Consider the following 15,515-nt stretch of genomic DNA (forward strand, 5'->3'; position numbering starts at 1 on the left):
CGCGATGAAAAAGACTGTACTTGCCTTCAGCCGCATCACCCCCGAGATGACCGAACGCCTGCAGCAGGACTTCGAGGTCATAGTGCCCAACCCCAAGCACGGGGATATCGCCGCGCAGTTCAATGAAGCCCTGCCCCGGGCCCACGGCCTGATCGGCGTCGGCCGCAAGCTGGGCCGGGCGCAGTTGGAAAACGCCGCACGGCTGGAAGTGGTGTCGAGCATTTCGGTGGGCTACGACAACTATGACCTGGCGTACTTCAACGAACGCGGGCTGATGCTCACCAACACCCCGGACGTGCTCACCGAAAGCACCGCCGACCTGGCCTTTACCCTGATCATGAGCAGCGCTCGACGGGTCGCCGAACTGGACGCCTGGACCAAGGCCGGGCAATGGCAGGCCAGCGTCGGCCCGGCGCTGTTCGGCTGCGATGTGCACGGCAAGACCCTGGGGATCGTCGGCATGGGCAACATCGGCGCCGCCGTGGCCCGGCGTGGGCGCCTGGGTTTCGGCATGCCGATCCTCTATAGCGGCAACAGTCGCAAGACGGTCCTGGAACAGGAACTGGGGGCGCAATTTCGCAGCCTCGAGCAGTTGCTGGCCGAGGCAGATTTCGTCTGCCTGGTGGTGCCGTTGAGCGAAAAGACCCAGCACCTGATCAGCCATCGCGAACTGGCGCTGATGAAGCCTAGCGCGATTCTGGTGAACATTTCTCGCGGCCCGGTGGTGGATGAAGCGGCGCTGATCGAAGCGCTGCAGAAAGGCCAGATCCGTGGCGCCGGGCTGGATGTCTACGAGAAGGAACCCCTGGCGGAGTCACCGCTGTTCCAATTGAAGAACGCCGTGACCCTGCCCCATGTCGGCTCGGCCACCACCGAAACCCGTGACGCCATGGCCGAGCGCGCCATGAGCAACCTGCGCAGCGCCCTGCTGGGCCAGCGCCCCCAGGACCTGGTCAACCCGCAAACATGGAAACCCCTGTAGGAGCCGACAACCTGGCCCTCCGGACAAACCCCATCGCGGGCAAGCCTCACTCCTACGACCGCACATGCCTCTGTAGAAGCGAAACCTGCTCGCGATGAACGAAAACCCGGATCACCAGTCAGATCGCCTAGCCCGCCTGGCCAACGCGCCGGTCCCTACAATGTCCGCCAACGGCCAGTGAATATCCGCCAGTAGCTCTCCGGCGAGGCAATGCGTACAGACTGGCCAATCCATAAATGAGGTCCTGCATGAAGTTGAAATACGTGCTCCTGGTCCCGGCTTTCTTCCTCGCGGCCTGTGATCAACAAGCGCCAACGGAATCGCTCAGTACCCCAGTCAAGTCCCCGCTGATGGTGGCTTTGGAGTCCATGGGCAGCCACTTCCAGCAAGAACCGAGCAATGTGATCGTGAATCAGAAAGTCGCCGGCGAGTCCCCGACAGAAGCGCTGGTCGAGATCGAGGAATCAGGGTTGATGGATGATTCGGTGTTCGCGGAAAAAACCATTTTCAGCCTGTCGATCGAGAACGATCGCTGGTCCGTGATCGACAAGACGACCCAGGTGAAATGCTACCCGGGCCGGGGCCATCAGGAATATTCGTCCGATCCTTGCCAGTAGCTCTCCCATCGCCACAATCGCCAGCAAGCCAGTTCCTGGAGGCCGCTTTGGGGGATCAGGCCAGCTTTCCGGAGCTGGCTACTGCCAGGGGCTTGGGCTTGCGAAACACCAGTACGTTACCCAGCATCACCAACACCAAGCCGGCCAGCGCTGGGGTGGTCCACTGGTAACCTTCGACAAACGCCGAAACGTTCAGCGCCACCACTGGGAACAGCACGGTGCAATACGCTGCGCGCTCCGGCCCCATGCGCCCGACCAGGGTCAGGTAGGCAGTGAAGCCGATCACCGAACCCGGAATCACCAGGTACAGCAGCGAACCGATGTAGCGCGTGTTCCATTCCGTCTCGAAGGGAATGCCCTGGAACAGGCAGTAGATCGACAGCATCGCCGCGCCATAGGCCATGCCCCAGGCATTGGTGCTCAGTGGCTTGAGCCCGGCCTTCTGCTGCAGGCTGGAAAGCATGTTGCCTGCCGAGAAACACAAGGTGCCGAGCAAGGCCAGGCCCAGGCCAAGCAGGGTTTGCGGGCTGGCGCTGTGGCTCACCAGTTCCGGCCAGAACAACAGGCCCAGCCCAAGCAGGCCCAAGCCACCGCCCAGCAACACGTTGCGGGCGATTTTCTGGCCAAAGAACACCCGGGCGTTCAAGGCGTTCCACAGGGTCGCGGTGGAAAACACCACAGCCACCAGGCCACTGGGAATCCACTGGCTGGCGTGCAGGAAACACATGAAGTTGATGCAGAACAGGCACACCCCCTGGGCCAGGCAGATCAGGTGTCCACGGCGGTTCATCACCTGCAGCTTGCGGGTCACTAGCAACAGGACGAACAGCACCAGGGCCGCCAGGGCGAAGCGATAAACAATCGACACCGCAATCGCCACCACCCCCAGTTGCAGTTTCAGGGCGATCCAGGTGGTGCCCCAGATCAGCACGGTGAGCAGGTAAAGCGATAGGTTCATGGCGCGACTCCTCGATAAGGAGCACAGTTTCCAACCATCGACGGCCAGTGCGCTTGCATAAACTTGCGCTTTTTATCGGCCCCGGGCAGGCAGCGCAGGCGCTACGGAGTAGGATGCGAAACACCGGCCACCGGACCTTTTGTTGACGCCAAGACCATGCCTGCACTGGATACCCTGCAAGTCTTTCAAGCCCTCAACCGCTCGCCCAATGCTCGCCTGGAGCACAGCGCCGAGCTCGGTGACGGCTTGTCTGCAGCCTTGTGGAGCAACCATCACGACGCCCAGGAGTATGAGGGGCCGAGCCATCACACCCTGTCCTGCTACCTGGCCGGCGGCACCGGCACCTTTCGCCGCGACCAGCCGGGGAGCAAGGGCGGTCCGGGCAAGCTGTGCATCCTGCCTGCCGAACACCAGTCGGCCTGGGTGATCAACGGCGATATCCGCCTGGCCCACGTGTATTTCAGCCCCGAGCAATTCGCACTGGGCTGCGTCACCCTGCTGGACCGCGACCCCCGGGAAATGCACCTGCGCGAATGCACCTTTCTCGATGACCCACAGCAGACCCGGCATTTTCAGCAACTGATCCAACTGAACTGGGACGAGCCCGGCGAACGCCTGCTCACCAGCAGCCTGGCCCACGAGATGCTCAGCCATGCCCTGCTCAGCCAGGTGGGGCTGCGCCAGGGCCTGCGCTTGAAGGGGGGATTGGCCGCCCATCAGCGGCGACAACTGGTGGACTACATAGACAGTCAATTGGAAACGCCCCTGAGCCTCGGCCAACTGGCTGCCCTGTGCAGCCTTTCGGAGTACCACTTCGCCCGCATGTTCCGCGCCAGCTTTGGCCTGTCGCCCCATCAGTATGTGTTGGCCCGGCGCCTGAACCGGGCCCGGCATCTGCTGCGCAGCACTCACCAGCCCCTGGGCGAGATCGCCCTGGCCTGCGGCTTTGCCAGTGCCAGCCATTTCACCAACCGTTTCCGCCAGGCCGAAGGGGGAACACCTGGAGAGTATCGCCAGGCATTCCTGCGCTGACTTCCACCTTCCACCCCCCCTCATATTCACGTTTCCGCCCTCAGTGGAGGCGTGCACGCCTATACGCCTGAATAAGCAGGAGGTGAATAGTCCTTACTTAAACAAGAAACATCTTACACAACAACAAAACTTTCCTTACTTAGTTACGCAATAAAAACCCACCTTCAAAACACCTTCATATGACACGATCCAAACCCTAATAAACCTTTATCAAATTTATTCAATTAACCACCTATTCACCAGACTGATGATTCTTGTTTAACCACAGACTCACTTTAGTCTCAGCCTCCGAACCCAGCCATTGCGCAAACATCGAGAAGACACATATAGCAAATAAAACCCGGCCAACCGAAAACACATCTTGGGTAATACTCACGCACACACCACACCAAAAAACCCACTCTTGTTATTCCAAGAGCCAATAACCCATACATATCGAGAACAGGTTAACACTCCCTATAAGCGCTCATTAATAGAGCGGTAATTCGCCTTGATCCGAGAACAACAAAAATAACGACAGAGGACGATCAAATGCCTTCTAGATGCTTGTCACGACAGTGGCTAAACCGCTATCTCCTGCTTTGCGCCTGTACCCTGGCCATCCCGGCAAAGGCCGACTTGATCGACGACAGCAGCGCCCGCCTGGAGCTGCGCAACTACTACTTCAATCGCGACTTTCGCGAGGGCAATGCCCCGAAACGTGAAGAATGGGCGCAAGGTTTTCGACTACACCTCGATTCAGGCTTTACCGAAGGCAGCATCGGGGTCGGTGCCGATGCCCTAGGCATGCTTGGCATCCAGTTGGACTCAGGTGCGGGACGAACCGGTACCGGGCTGCTGCCGGTGGGGCGCGATGGTCGTCCAGCAGACGAGTACTCGAAGCTGGCCCTGGCCGGGAAAATCAAGGCTGGCAAAACCCTGTTCAAACTCGGAGAGCTGGTCCCGCCGGTGCTACCGACGCTAAGACCCAACGACGGCCGCCTGTTTCCCCAAATCTATGAAGGTGGGCTGCTGACCTCGAATGAAATCGAAGGCCTGGAGTTTACCGCCGGGCGTTTCAGTCGAGTCATGCAGCGCAACGCCACGCACTACACGCCACTGACATTGAGTACCGTGAACCGGCGCTTCAAGGGCCATGGCGCCACGGCAGAACACCTCGACCTGGCAGGCGTCGACTATCAGTTCCAGAAGCAGTGGCTCGCTCGCTACCATGTCGCCCAGTTGGAGGATATCTACCGCCAGCAGGTATTCACCCTGGTCAACAAGACCGCCTTGGGTCCAGGTACCTTTAATACCGATCTGCGCTTGAGCCTGACCAACGACTACGGCAACGCCAAGGGCGGCAAGATCGATAATCGGGCCTTACAGGGCTTGCTGGGTTATGCCAACAACGGCCACAGCCTTGGCCTGGCTTACCAGCGGATGCTCGGGGACACCGGTTATGCCTCTGTCCTGGGCTCCGATGCCAACCTGATCAACTTGTCCATACTCGGCGACTTCGCCAATGCCAAGGAACGTTCCTGGGCACTTCGTTATGGCTATGACTTCTCGGCACTGGGTATTCCCGGCCTCGGCCTGCACAGCCGTTATATGTCCGCAAGCCATGCCGAGATTATTGGCACTCGCAAGATCGGAACCGCATGGGAACTGAATAATGAACTGCGTTATGTCGTGCAACAGGGTCCATTGAAAGACTTAAGTATTCGCCTGCGCAGTGCGATCTACCGCTCCAACTATGCACAAAACTTCCTTCGCGACACCGACGATGTACGCCTGATGTTCAATTATTCGTGGGCCATCAAGTAAGCGAACAACCAAACCCCGTGTAAACAATAAAACTCCTGGAGGAGCTATACACATGAAACGCCTATTACCAAAGAGTTTGACCAGCCTGTTACTGCTAACGCTGGTCGATACCAGTATTGCCCAGCAAAGTGCCCCACAGGAAATCATCCCGGAGGCCAGCCCGGGTTACCTGATCGGCTATTTGAGCCACGACGAGTTGCCCAATAGTTTGTTGCTGCTACCGCCACCGCCGGCTCCAGATACACCGGCTTTTTCTCTGGACCTGTACCAGTCTGAAAAGAACCAGGCCTTGCGTGGCAGCAAGCGCTGGGAGTTGGCAATCAGCGACGCCGAACTGAAATTCCCCGCCGCCGCCGAGGCCTTTGCCTGTGCCCTGGATGCTCCGATCAGTGAACAACAGACACCCGCGCTGTACCGGGTCTTGCGCCGTAGCTTGACCGATGCCGGACTGTCGACCTCGAGCGCCAAAGACCAATACAACCGGACACGGCCCTTTGTGTTCCACCAGCAGTCCAGTTGCACCCCGGATCACGAGGCCGCGCTGGCCAAGAATGGTTCCTACCCGTCCGGGCACAGCTCGATTGGCTGGGCATGGGCGTTGTTGCTGAGCGAACTGGCCCCGGAACGCGGCGATGCCCTTTTGGCCCGTGGCCGGGCCTATACGGAAAGCCGCATGGTGTGCAACGTGCACTGGTACAGCGATATCCGCGAGGGGCGTGAGATAGGTGCTGCAACCGTGACGCGCTTGCACAGCAACCCCACCTTCCAGGCTGATTTCGCCGCCGCCAGGCAAGAGTTGGCGGCGGTTCGCGCCAAGGGCCTGACAGCCAACCGGGACTGCGAAGCTGAAAGCCAAGCCCTGGCGCAAACATCCGGTGCTGATTAGGGCGCCAGGGTGATGACCTTGAAAGTATTGGCGTGAAACAGCGGATCCGGCTTCGGTTCACCCGGCGCCGGAGCCGGCTGGGTGAAGTCCATCGCTGCCAGGTAAGCCCGCTGACTACGGGGATCAAACGCCATGTTGTAGGCCATGGGCTGGGTACTGACCGTACCCAGCGCCTGGTAATGGTCGGCATCGAGCTGGGCAATCAGGCTGAGGTTGGCGTCCACCCCGCTGGCGATCAGCAAGCGCCGGGCCTGCGGATCGTAGGCCAGGGCGTTGACGTCCCGGGTGATCGGCAAGCTGGCCTTCAAGGCACCGTTGTCACGGTCAAGCACCAGCAGCATTGGCCGCTCGCCACGACAGGCGACGAACAGGCGTGCGCGCTGTTCATCCTGGGCCAGGGCACTGGGCCGTGGGCAATCGGGATACTGCCAGCGATCCAGTACCTTGAAGCTGCTGGAAGACAGGCGCGCCAGCGTCCCCTCATCGCGCATCGGCAAGAAGAAGCTGCCATCGCCCTTGAGCAACAACGGGTCGATTTTCTTCACCGCCAGTTCATGGGCGGCGGTGATCCGCTGTGCCTTGGGGTCGAATACGAACAGGGTCGAGCGATCGGCCCGACGCCCGCTGACGATGATCACCTGCCCGGTCCTGGGCTCGTACACAGCACTGTTGAGGTTGCTCCGGGTCACTGCGATACGCGTGAGCGGCTTGAGTGTGGATAACTCCACCACCGTCAGGCTGCCGTCAGTGTTGAGGACCAACACCCGGTCCAGTTCCGGCACGAACACCACACCATTGGCGCCGGCGGAATCCTCCAGAGTACGCACGGGCCGCTGCTTATCCACATCGAACACGCTCAGGCCATTGTCCCGTCGGGCAAGAAACAGGTAGGGCCGGGTCGGGTCCAGGGCGATAAAGCCCCAGCTGTCACCGGAGCCCGGCAACTGCGCCGTGTGCTCGCGGTGATACAGACGCTCATCGGCGGGAGCCGCCGCCAGGGCCGCCCCGCACAACGACAGAGTCAGGCACAGCAGACTCAAGGCTTTCATCAGAACTCCAGGGTGCTGGACAACGACACCTGACGAGCATCGCCCATGGACACGAAGAACTTGCTCACCGACGAGGTGTAGTAGGTCTTGTCGAACAGGTTCTTCACGTTGAGTTGGAACTTGACCTTCTGCCCTTCGACCTTGGTGTCGTAGGTGGCGAAGGCATCGGCCACGGTGTAGCCCGGCAGGTCGAAACTGTTGGGCGCATCACCGGCGCGCTCGCCGACATAACGGGCACCGGCACCGACCCGCAGGCGGTCGCCACCGAGCAGGCTGCCAAAATCGTAGACCGCCGACAGCGAGCCGGTGTTCTTGGCCACGTTCTGCAGTTGCTTGTCCTGGTACTGGGTGTCCTTGGTCACCTTGGCGTCGGTGTAGGCGTAGCTGCCGATCAGGCTCCACTGATCCGTCAACTGCCCGGTCAGGTCCAGTTCCAGGCCCTGGGAATGCACTTCACCGGCAACGCTGGTGACGGTCTCGCTGGCGGTGGCGGTGGTCACCAGAACATTGCGCTTGGTGATATCGAACAGTGCCGCGCTGGCCGTGATGCGCCCGGGGATATCCAGCTTGGCCCCCAGCTCCCAGGACTTGGCCTCTTCCGGCGCGATGGAGCCATCCAGCACTGCGGTGCCTCCAGCCAGCATGGCGATGCTGGAGTTGGGCTTGAACGATTCGGTGTAGCTGCCATAGAACGACAACTGGTCGGTGTAGCGGTACACCAGGCCGGCGCGAGGCACGAACTTCTGCCCGTTGCTGTCGGTGTTGACGTGGAACGGCCGGCCTTTACCTGCGTACTGGTCGTACTCCTGGAAGCGTCCACCGGCCACCAGGATCCACTGGTCGGTGAGGTGAATGGCATCCTGGAAGAACAGCGAATCGCTGCGCAGCAGATCGGTCTGGCCGCTGTCCGGAGCGCTGACCGTAGTCCCGGCCACTTCACGGCCATACACCGGGTTCAGGTAGTTGAAAGTGCTCCGGCTTTTCTGCCGGATCAGGTCGGCGCGGTAGATCTTGCGGTACTCGTCATCCAGGCCGAACACCAGGTCGTGCTGCATGCCGCCCAGTTGCACCTTGCCTTCCAGGCTGGCGGTGGCGTAACGATCAGTGGTCAGCGCGCCCTGGGTGCCGTCCATGGTCCGAGTCAGGGTGCCGTTGCTGTTCACCGCGGTCAGGCGCACCTGGCTGGCGTCGTAGGTCTCGCGGTTCCAGCTGTAGCCGAAGTGCGCCTTCCAGTCGTCGTTGAGCTCATGGTCGACCTCGAAGCGATACAGGTCAGAGCGCCCTTCCATGTTGTTGAACGGCTCGTCCAGGCGCCGGCTGGCCGGGATATTCAGCGGGTGCTTGGTCTTGGGATCAATGGCCGTACCGCGGTCGAACGGGGTCAGGAACTCGCGGTGCTCATAGGCCAGCAGCACCTTGGTGCGCTCGCCGTACCAGGCCAGGGACGGCGCCACCAACGATTCGCGGTGGGTGCCGAAATTGCGCCAGTAGTCCTCGTCTTCATGATCGACGATCAGCCGGTAAGCCAGCCCGGAATCACCGATCGGCCCGGTGGTGTCGAGGCTGCCACCGCTGCCGTTCTTGCCTGAGCCGTAGCTCGAGCCGCGCACGGTCAAGGCCGTGGCCTGCTGCAGTTCAGGCTTTTTGCTGACGATGTTGACCACCCCGCCCGGGTCCTGGATGCCATACAGCAGGGACGAAGGCCCCTTGAGCACTTCCACCCGATCCGCCGTGGCATTCAGCGCCCGGCCCTGCACCACCGGCATGCTGTCACGCATGATCGAGCCGTTGCGGTTATCGCCGAACCCTCGCAGCAGCACCGCATCCTGGGTGCCGCCCAGGGTGTTGGTCTGGGTGATGCCGCTGACATTCTTCAGGGCATCATCCAGGTTGCGCGGAGTCTGGTCCCGCAGCACCTGGGCCGGGACCACGTTGATGATCTGCGGAATTTCCTGGTTCAGTGCCTGGGAGCGTGCCACCGAGGTGGTAGCCGGCGGCTGATAGCTGGTGCTTTCATCGAGGCCCAAGGTACTGATGTGGGTGGTGTCCAGGCTCAGCCCGCCGTTCTTCGGCACAGGCTCAAGAACCAGGGTGTGATCGTCACTGCGCCGGTAGGTGAAACCGGAGTTGCCCAGCAGCCGCTGCAGGGCTTGCTCGGCGCTGAGCGCGCCGCTGACGGCCGGAGCCTGGAGGCGGTAAGGCGCTTCATCGGTGTAGACCACACTGATCCCGGTGACCCGGGTGAAATCGCTGAGGGCCTGGGGCAGCGGCTTGGCCGCGATGGCGAAGTTGAACAGCGCCTGGTGTTGCTCACTGCCGGCCTGGGCCGCCAATGCCACGCTCAGGGGCAGCAGCGCCAACCCCGAGACCACCAGCGCCGAAGCGCCGAACCAGCGTTTGACTGAACCATTTGCCGCCGAATTTGCCCTGGACTTCATGCTTGAGACTCGTGTGTAGAAACGCCGTGGATGCGAATGAATCGCACTTTCAAGCAGTACACGTGTCTCGAGTGGAAAAACCTCACCTGTTTTTTGAAAATATTTTCAACGCCGCAAAACCAGGCGCCCGTTAGCCGCAGCAGCGGCTAAAGGGCGCGGTTCGGATTAACGTTCCCGTGAGCGTCAGTTGCTCCGCTGGATACGCCCGGCGCTGCTGCTTGAGCCCACTGGCGTGCCCTGCTGGTCCATGTCCCGGAGGTACTGGAGCATGGCGTCCAGATCGGAAACCCCCAGGTCGCTGCGGTTAGTCCCGCTCTTGAACAGGCTGAAACGATCACCGCCATCCGCCAGGAAGCCGTTCATCACCAGGCGATAAGTGCCCTTGGCCTGCAGCGGCTTACCGTTCAGGCGAATGCTCCCCGGCACCACGCGGCTGTCCAACGGCCGCTTGGCATCCCAGCGATAGCTGAAGCCCTGGGACACTTGCAAGATGCTGGCATCGTCGGCGCCCTTCCATTGCTGGTTGAGCACCTGTTCGATCTGCCGACCGCTGAGGTCGAAGGCGATCAGGTTGTTGTTGAACGGCTGCAGGGTCGCCAACTGTCCGTAGTTGACCTGCGTCTGCCCCGGCTCCAGGGCCAGGTCGCTGCGAATGCCGCCGTTGTTCATGAAGGCGATCTGCGCCCCATTGGCCCGCCCGCCCGCCAGGTGCGCATCGGCGATCAGGTCGCCCAGGGGCATTTCCCCAGCGTCGTCGGCACGTCGGGCAATTGGCGAAGCGGCAATCGCGCCCACCGGCTTGAGCAGCACTTGGTTGCTGCGGGCTTCGACCTCCTGCTGCAGTTCGGCCAGGGCCTTGTCCTGTGGATAACGCGCCGGATCGGCCACCAGGTTGACCGCCTGGATGCTGGCTACCCGATGTTGGCCCGGGGTCACTTGCAGGGTCAGGTGGGTCAGCAAATGGCCGTAGGAATTGCCCTGGGTCACCAGCAGCGGCCCGACCTTGCACAGGTAGCCCTGGTGCGAGTGGGCGCTGATCAGCACGTCCACTGCCGGATCGAGGCGCCTGGCGACATCGACAATGTCACCACCGAGTTGCGAGCAGTCAGGCTTGTCGAAAGGCTCCGGGGTGCCACCGCCCTGGTGAACCACCGCGACAATCGCGTTGACCCCCTGGGCGTTGAGTTCGGGGATCAACTTATTGATGGATTCGGCTTCATCCGTGACCTGCAGGCCACGCATGCCCTTGGCACTGACCACTGAGGCCACATCCCGCAGGACTGCGCCGACAAACGCCACCTTGACCCCACGCACCTCTTCGATGCGATAGGCCGGCAACAGCAGTTTGCCGGTGTCACTGTCGATCAGGTTGGCCGCCAGGTAAGGGAAACCGCTGCCCGGGTAGTTGGGGCGCAACTGGCAGGCTTTGTCCGGCCGCGATGACTGGCAGCCACCGTTGAGCTGGCGCAGGAACTCGGCCTTGCCGTTATCCAGCTCGTGGTTGCCGATGGCGCTGAGTTTCATGCCCATCTGGCGCAGGGCGTCCAGGGTCGGCTCGTCGGCCCACATGGCCGACAGCGGCGGGCTACCGCCCACCAGGTCGCCGGCACCGACGAACAGCAATTGCGGGTCCTGCTGGCGCAGTTGGCCGAGCATGCCGCCGAGGGTAGCAATACCGCCCGCCTGGAGCTTGCGCACGCCGCCAGGGGCTTGCGGGTCCCTGATGCTGAAGGGGTTGGCTTGCAGGTAGCCGTGCAAATCGTTGATGGCGACGATGTTCACCGCCACCGGTTGCGGTTCGTGTGACAGGGAACTGCAACCGGCCAGGGTGACCAGGGCCAGGGTCAGTGCACCTAGCAGCCGAGGCATGGAAGGAAGACGCGACATGAAAAGAGTCCTTGGCAAGTCGGCAAAAAAATACCGCTGGCGAAGAGCGCGATCAGACGACGAAGGACGCTGAAAAACAGTGTCGGCTTCGCCGTCGATCACTCCCTGCGCCAGCGGCTACAGAGGGTAGATCATCAAGCCGGTTGCAGGCTGGCGTGGACCGCTGGCGCAGCCGCTGGAGCCTTTAGCGCCGTGCCCATACCGGCACGCAGCAGGAGGATCTTCAGGTGATCGGTGATGCGCTCGACCCGATCCTGGAAGTGGTTATGGAAGATCATGCTGCCCAGGGCGATGGCGATCCCCAAAGCAGTGGCGTACAGCGCAGTGCCGATGCCCTTGGACACTTCGCCAGGATCGCTGACGCCGGTCTCGGCCAGGGCCTTGAAGGTGTCGATGATCCCCAGGATGGTCCCCAGCAGGCCCAGCAGCGGTGCGGCGGTAACCACGGTTTCCAGCAGCCACAGGCCATGCATCAGCTTGCTGCGGGTGGCGATGTAGATCGACTCGCTGAGGTCTTCCAGGTCCTTGTGGCTGGCCAGCCCCTGCTTGTGCGCGAACAGTTCGCCAAGCATCTCCAGGGGCAGGCTGTTGCGCTCGCGCAGCGCAGCGGGCAGGTCGTCGACGCTGTGCATTTTCGGGTTGAGCACGGCCTCCAGTTTCTTCGCCTGGCGCAGGCTGAAACTGAAGTAGATGCCCCGTTCCACCGCGATAAAAGCGGCAATCGCGGCGGCGCCGTACATGGTGTAGAAGGTGATGTCGTGCAGCAGATTCATGTCCATCGTCATTTCCTCTTGTGCCTGAATCGAATCAGAACCCGGCTTCCAGGGAGACCATCGCGGTGCGTTCTTCACCGACGTTGTAGAAGGCCGTGCTCGGCGCCAGGCCATTGGTGCGCTGGGTGTTGAACGACACGGTGCGGGTCGAGGCCAGGTATTCCTTGTCGAACACGTTGAGCATGGAGAAGCGCAAGGTCGCGGACTTCAGCACTTTCTTGTCCACCGGCAAGTGGATACCGGCATTGAGGTCGAACACAGTGCGCCCGGAGATCTTCTCGTCGTTGGTCAGGTCGCCGTAGAAGGCGCCGACGTACTTGCCGACGACGTTGCCGTAGTAGCGCGAGTCGTCGTAGCCCAGGCTCAGGTTGAGCATGTTCTGCGGCACGTTGGCCAACTGTTTGCCGGAGGTCGGCAACAGCACGTTCTTGTTGGTCAGGTCGTCCATCTGCTCGGACTTGGTGTAGGTGTACGAGGCGTAGTAGTTGAAGTTGTGTGGCAACTTGCCGCTCCACTCCAGCTCCAGGCCGCGGTTCTTCACTTCGCCGACGTTGGCCACTACATAGTCGCCATTGAGGTCGGTGGTAGAGATCTGCCGATCCTTGAAGCTGATGTAGAACAAGGTTGCGCTCAGGGCCATGTTCTCTTCGCTGTAGCGCCAGCCCAGCTCCTGGTTCCAGCTCAGCTCGGGTTTCAGGCTGATGGCGTCACCCTTGTTGTAGAGCACGTAGTTGGGCGGCGTGCGCATGTTGCGGGTGACGTTGTAGAACGCCTGATTGTTCGGGTCGATCTGGTACTTGGCGTTGAAGCTGGGCAGGAACTGGTGGTACTTGGCGTCGCGTTTTTCCGGTTTGTCGGTGAGGCTGCCGAGGTTGTCGCCGTCACGTTCCACGTACTGGTAGGCCAGGGCCCCGGTCAGGGTCAGGTCCGGGGTCGCTTGCCAAGTGTCCTGCACCCAGAGCTTCTGCGCCGGGGTCACGGTGTATTGGTGACGGCCCTGGACCGTGGCGCCATTGCGGTCCACCAGTTGGTCGGAACCGTTGTAGTCGCCCCAGACATCCTCCGGCGCACCGTTGCCCTTGATCCCGATGAAGGGCTGGGTCTGGCGCTGGCGGGCGCGCTCGTACCAGTAGCCGAAGTCCAGGCTGTGTGCTTCGTTGAGGTCCCACTTGAGCTTGGTGGTCATCCCGGGGCGCCAGGTCTCGGTCCATGACGGGCGATAGTAAGTGCCAGTGGGCAAGCCGCTGAGGTTGTAGTTGCCGGCCTTGCTTGAGGTGCTGGACAAGGTGGTGGCGGTCTGGCCGCTGAAGCTGCCGCCGTTGGACCAGACGTAGTACGGGTTGAAGGTCAGGCTCAGGTCGTCGCGCAGCTGGAAGCGCTGGGTCACCGAAGCGGTCACGCTCTCGAACGGGTTACGGTTGAGCTTGTAGGACTGGGACACGTTGCCGTTCTTGAACACGGTGTTTTCCGAGTAGTCCAGGCGCCGGCCCTGGGTCTGGAACTGCGACTTGCTGACACTGTTGTAGTTGTAGTTCTCCTGCAGGTTGTACTTGACGATGGCGCTGGTTGAGTTGCCGTTGCCGTCTTCGAACAGCGTGCTCCACTCGATCTTGTCGGCCCGCAGGGTGCCCTTGCCCCGCCACTTGTCGCCCTCGGTGTGGGACGCCGAGACCCAGGTCTTGAAGCCGCCCAGGTCACCGGTGTTGAGACGGGCGAAGCTCTTGCGCACGTTGTTCGAGCCGATGGACTGCTTGGCGAACACGCCGAAGTCCTTGCTCGGGCGTATGGTCACCAGGCCGATGTTGCCGCCGCTGGAGCCAATGTGCGGGCCGTCGGCTTCCGACGAGCCCTGGGTGACGAAGACTTCACTTAAGTTCTCCGGGTCGCCCATCAGGTTCGTGTAAATCGCGTAGTCCCCCGAGTCGTTGATCGGGAAGCCGTCGGAGGACAGCCCGACCTGGTCGGAGTTCATCCCGCGCATGGTGAAGTTGGTGCCGCTCAGGCCCGTGGCGTCGGTACTGGAAACGTTGATCCCCGGGGTGTACTTGAGCTTGTCCACGGCGTTGGCGGTGGGGGCCATCTGGTCCATGGCTTCCTTGGTCACGGTGGAGCGCCCCTTGGCGCTTTCTTCCTTGATCATGTGGCCGTTGCCCAGGGTCTGTTTACCGGCAACGTTCACCGAACCGACGTCAACTGTATCGTCGGCCAAAACCAATGGCGCAAAACTGCCCAGGCCCGATGCCAGAAGCAGGGCATAAAGTTTATTGATCTTCACGGGTCAATCCCTTGCTTACAACTTTCGTTAATAGGTGATGGGTTTATTCCACGTTGTAACTAAAGGTCGCGGTAAACCGTTGCTTGTTCTTGCCGGAGAATGCATCCGAGGGAAACGGTGAGACTTTCTCCACGCGGCGCAAACTGGTTTGCGCAGCGCGATTGAGCAACATGTTCGGCGCCTTGTTTTCGATGCCACTGTCGAGCACGTTGCCGGCCCGATCGACTTCCAGCCAGATCACCACATCGCCCTGGGGACGTTGCAACGAGGCCTCGCGGCCGCTGGGGTATTGCTTGTGCTTTTCCAGTTCCTTGCGCAAAGCGGCGGTGTACAGACTTTCCTTGATCGCACCATTGGGCGCTGCCGGAGCAGGCACTGGTGCAGGTGTCGGTGCGGCAACCGCCGGTCGCGGCGCTGCCGCCACCGCGGGCTGCGGAGCCGGGGCACTCTTGGCGACTTCCACCGGTGCCGGTCGGGGCGGTTGGGGCTTGGCCACCAACGGCTTGGGCACGGGCGGTTTCGGCTTGAGCACGGGCTTGGGTTTCGGCGGCTCGATCACCAGCGGCTCTTCATCCGGCACCACCAGCGGTGGCTCGGGTTCGATCGGCAGCGGCTCGGGCTCAGGAGGCACTGGCTCGACTGCGGCCACCAGTTCAGCGGCATCAATCAGCGCAATCTCTACCGTGCTCTCGTCGTAGACCGGCTTGATCTGCAGGCTTTGCAACTGGCTGGCGTAAATGACCAGTGCCAGCAAAGCGGCCGGCAACAAGCACGCCACCAACTTGCGGGTTTTATATAAACCAAACATGGCG

12 protein-coding genes are annotated in these 15,515 nt (G+C 61.4%); 5 read left to right on the forward strand and 7 right to left on the reverse strand.

The genetic code is table 11. The features are described from left to right. The first annotated feature begins 4 nt into the window (after positions 1-4). Positions 5-982, forward strand: a complete 978-nt coding sequence (locus tag GV819_RS08370) for a 2-hydroxyacid dehydrogenase (protein ID WP_161755419.1) — start codon at positions 5-7, stop codon at positions 980-982. Positions 983-1,230: 248 nt separating this feature from the next. After that, positions 1,231-1,599, forward strand: coding sequence for a hypothetical protein (locus GV819_RS08375; RefSeq protein WP_161755421.1), 369 nt, complete (start codon positions 1,231-1,233; stop codon positions 1,597-1,599). Between the two features lie 55 nt (positions 1,600-1,654). On the opposite strand, the gene GV819_RS08380 is transcribed toward GV819_RS08375, so the two are convergent. Further along, positions 1,655-2,557: a DMT family transporter gene (locus GV819_RS08380; RefSeq protein ID WP_161755423.1), complete on the reverse strand. Its 903-nt coding sequence runs from the start codon at positions 2,555-2,557 to the stop codon at positions 1,655-1,657. Between the two features lie 156 nt (positions 2,558-2,713). Between GV819_RS08380 and GV819_RS08385 the strand changes: the two genes are divergently transcribed. The 3 genes from GV819_RS08385 to GV819_RS08395 all read left to right on the forward strand — a co-directional run bounded on the left by GV819_RS08385 (position 2,714) and on the right by GV819_RS08395 (position 6,281). After that, positions 2,714-3,589 (forward strand): helix-turn-helix domain-containing protein, encoded by an 876-nt coding sequence (locus tag GV819_RS08385; protein ID WP_161755425.1) that lies wholly within the window; start codon positions 2,714-2,716, stop codon positions 3,587-3,589. Positions 3,590-4,120: 531 nt separating this feature from the next. After that, positions 4,121-5,395: an OprD family porin gene (locus tag GV819_RS08390; RefSeq protein WP_161755427.1), complete on the forward strand. Its 1,275-nt coding sequence runs from the start codon at positions 4,121-4,123 to the stop codon at positions 5,393-5,395. 52 nt (positions 5,396-5,447) lie between these two features. Further along, the gene (locus GV819_RS08395) at positions 5,448-6,281 is read left to right on the forward strand and encodes an acid phosphatase (RefSeq protein WP_161755429.1); all 834 of its coding nucleotides are present in this window, start codon (positions 5,448-5,450) and stop codon (positions 6,279-6,281) included. Here the strand turns inward: GV819_RS08395 and GV819_RS08400 are convergent. The 6 genes from GV819_RS08400 to GV819_RS08425 all read right to left on the reverse strand — a co-directional run bounded on the left by GV819_RS08400 (position 6,278) and on the right by GV819_RS08425 (position 15,511). After that, the gene (locus tag GV819_RS08400) at positions 6,278-7,330 is read right to left on the reverse strand and encodes a hypothetical protein (protein WP_161755431.1); all 1,053 of its coding nucleotides are present in this window, start codon (positions 7,328-7,330) and stop codon (positions 6,278-6,280) included. The two genes, GV819_RS08395 and GV819_RS08400, sit on opposite strands and share 4 nt — an antisense overlap. After that, positions 7,330-9,768 carry a TonB-dependent siderophore receptor gene (locus GV819_RS08405; protein WP_161755433.1) on the reverse strand — a complete coding sequence of 813 codons (2,439 nt, stop codon included), beginning with the start codon at positions 9,766-9,768 and terminating at the stop codon, positions 7,330-7,332. Before GV819_RS08405 ends, GV819_RS08400 begins: the two co-directional genes overlap by 1 nt. 183 nt (positions 9,769-9,951) lie before the next feature. After that, on the reverse strand, positions 9,952-11,655 hold the full coding sequence (locus tag GV819_RS08410) for a bifunctional metallophosphatase/5'-nucleotidase (RefSeq protein WP_161755435.1): 1,704 nt from the start codon (positions 11,653-11,655) through the stop codon (positions 9,952-9,954). A 134-nt stretch (positions 11,656-11,789) separates the two neighbouring features. Further along, positions 11,790-12,434, reverse strand: coding sequence for a MotA/TolQ/ExbB proton channel family protein (locus GV819_RS08415; protein WP_161755437.1), 645 nt, complete (start codon positions 12,432-12,434; stop codon positions 11,790-11,792). A 28-nt stretch (positions 12,435-12,462) separates the two neighbouring features. Further along, positions 12,463-14,703, reverse strand: a complete 2,241-nt coding sequence (locus GV819_RS08420) for a TonB-dependent receptor family protein (RefSeq protein ID WP_161755439.1) — start codon at positions 14,701-14,703, stop codon at positions 12,463-12,465. 43 nt (positions 14,704-14,746) lie between these two features. Continuing rightward, positions 14,747-15,511, reverse strand: coding sequence for an energy transducer TonB family protein (locus GV819_RS08425; RefSeq protein ID WP_161755441.1), 765 nt, complete (start codon positions 15,509-15,511; stop codon positions 14,747-14,749). Positions 15,512-15,515: the final 4 nt, after the last annotated feature.

The organism is Pseudomonas sp. Fl5BN2, assembly GCF_009908205.1.
In the GTDB taxonomy this organism is placed as follows: domain Bacteria; phylum Pseudomonadota; class Gammaproteobacteria; order Pseudomonadales; family Pseudomonadaceae; genus Aquipseudomonas.

Excerpts from the sequence above, each read along its gene's own strand:
- GV819_RS08380 (WP_161755423.1), bottom strand. The coding sequence starts at position 2,557 with ATGAACCTATCGCTTTACCTGCTCACCGTGCTGATCTGGGGCACCACC.
- GV819_RS08390 (WP_161755427.1), top strand. The coding sequence starts at position 4,121 with ATGCCTTCTAGATGCTTGTCACGACAGTGGCTAAACCGCTATCTCCTG.
- GV819_RS08375 (WP_161755421.1), top strand. The coding sequence starts at position 1,231 with ATGAAGTTGAAATACGTGCTCCTGGTCCCGGCTTTCTTCCTCGCGGCC.
- GV819_RS08370 (WP_161755419.1), top strand. The coding sequence starts at position 5 with ATGAAAAAGACTGTACTTGCCTTCAGCCGCATCACCCCCGAGATGACC.
- GV819_RS08395 (WP_161755429.1), top strand. The coding sequence starts at position 5,448 with ATGAAACGCCTATTACCAAAGAGTTTGACCAGCCTGTTACTGCTAACG.
- GV819_RS08385 (WP_161755425.1), top strand. The coding sequence starts at position 2,714 with ATGCCTGCACTGGATACCCTGCAAGTCTTTCAAGCCCTCAACCGCTCG.
- GV819_RS08400 (WP_161755431.1), bottom strand. The coding sequence starts at position 7,330 with ATGAAAGCCTTGAGTCTGCTGTGCCTGACTCTGTCGTTGTGCGGGGCG.
- GV819_RS08410 (WP_161755435.1), bottom strand. The coding sequence starts at position 11,655 with ATGTCGCGTCTTCCTTCCATGCCTCGGCTGCTAGGTGCACTGACCCTG.
- GV819_RS08405 (WP_161755433.1), bottom strand. The coding sequence starts at position 9,768 with ATGAAGTCCAGGGCAAATTCGGCGGCAAATGGTTCAGTCAAACGCTGG.
- GV819_RS08425 (WP_161755441.1), bottom strand. The coding sequence starts at position 15,511 with ATGTTTGGTTTATATAAAACCCGCAAGTTGGTGGCGTGCTTGTTGCCG.
- GV819_RS08415 (WP_161755437.1), bottom strand. The coding sequence starts at position 12,434 with ATGGACATGAATCTGCTGCACGACATCACCTTCTACACCATGTACGGC.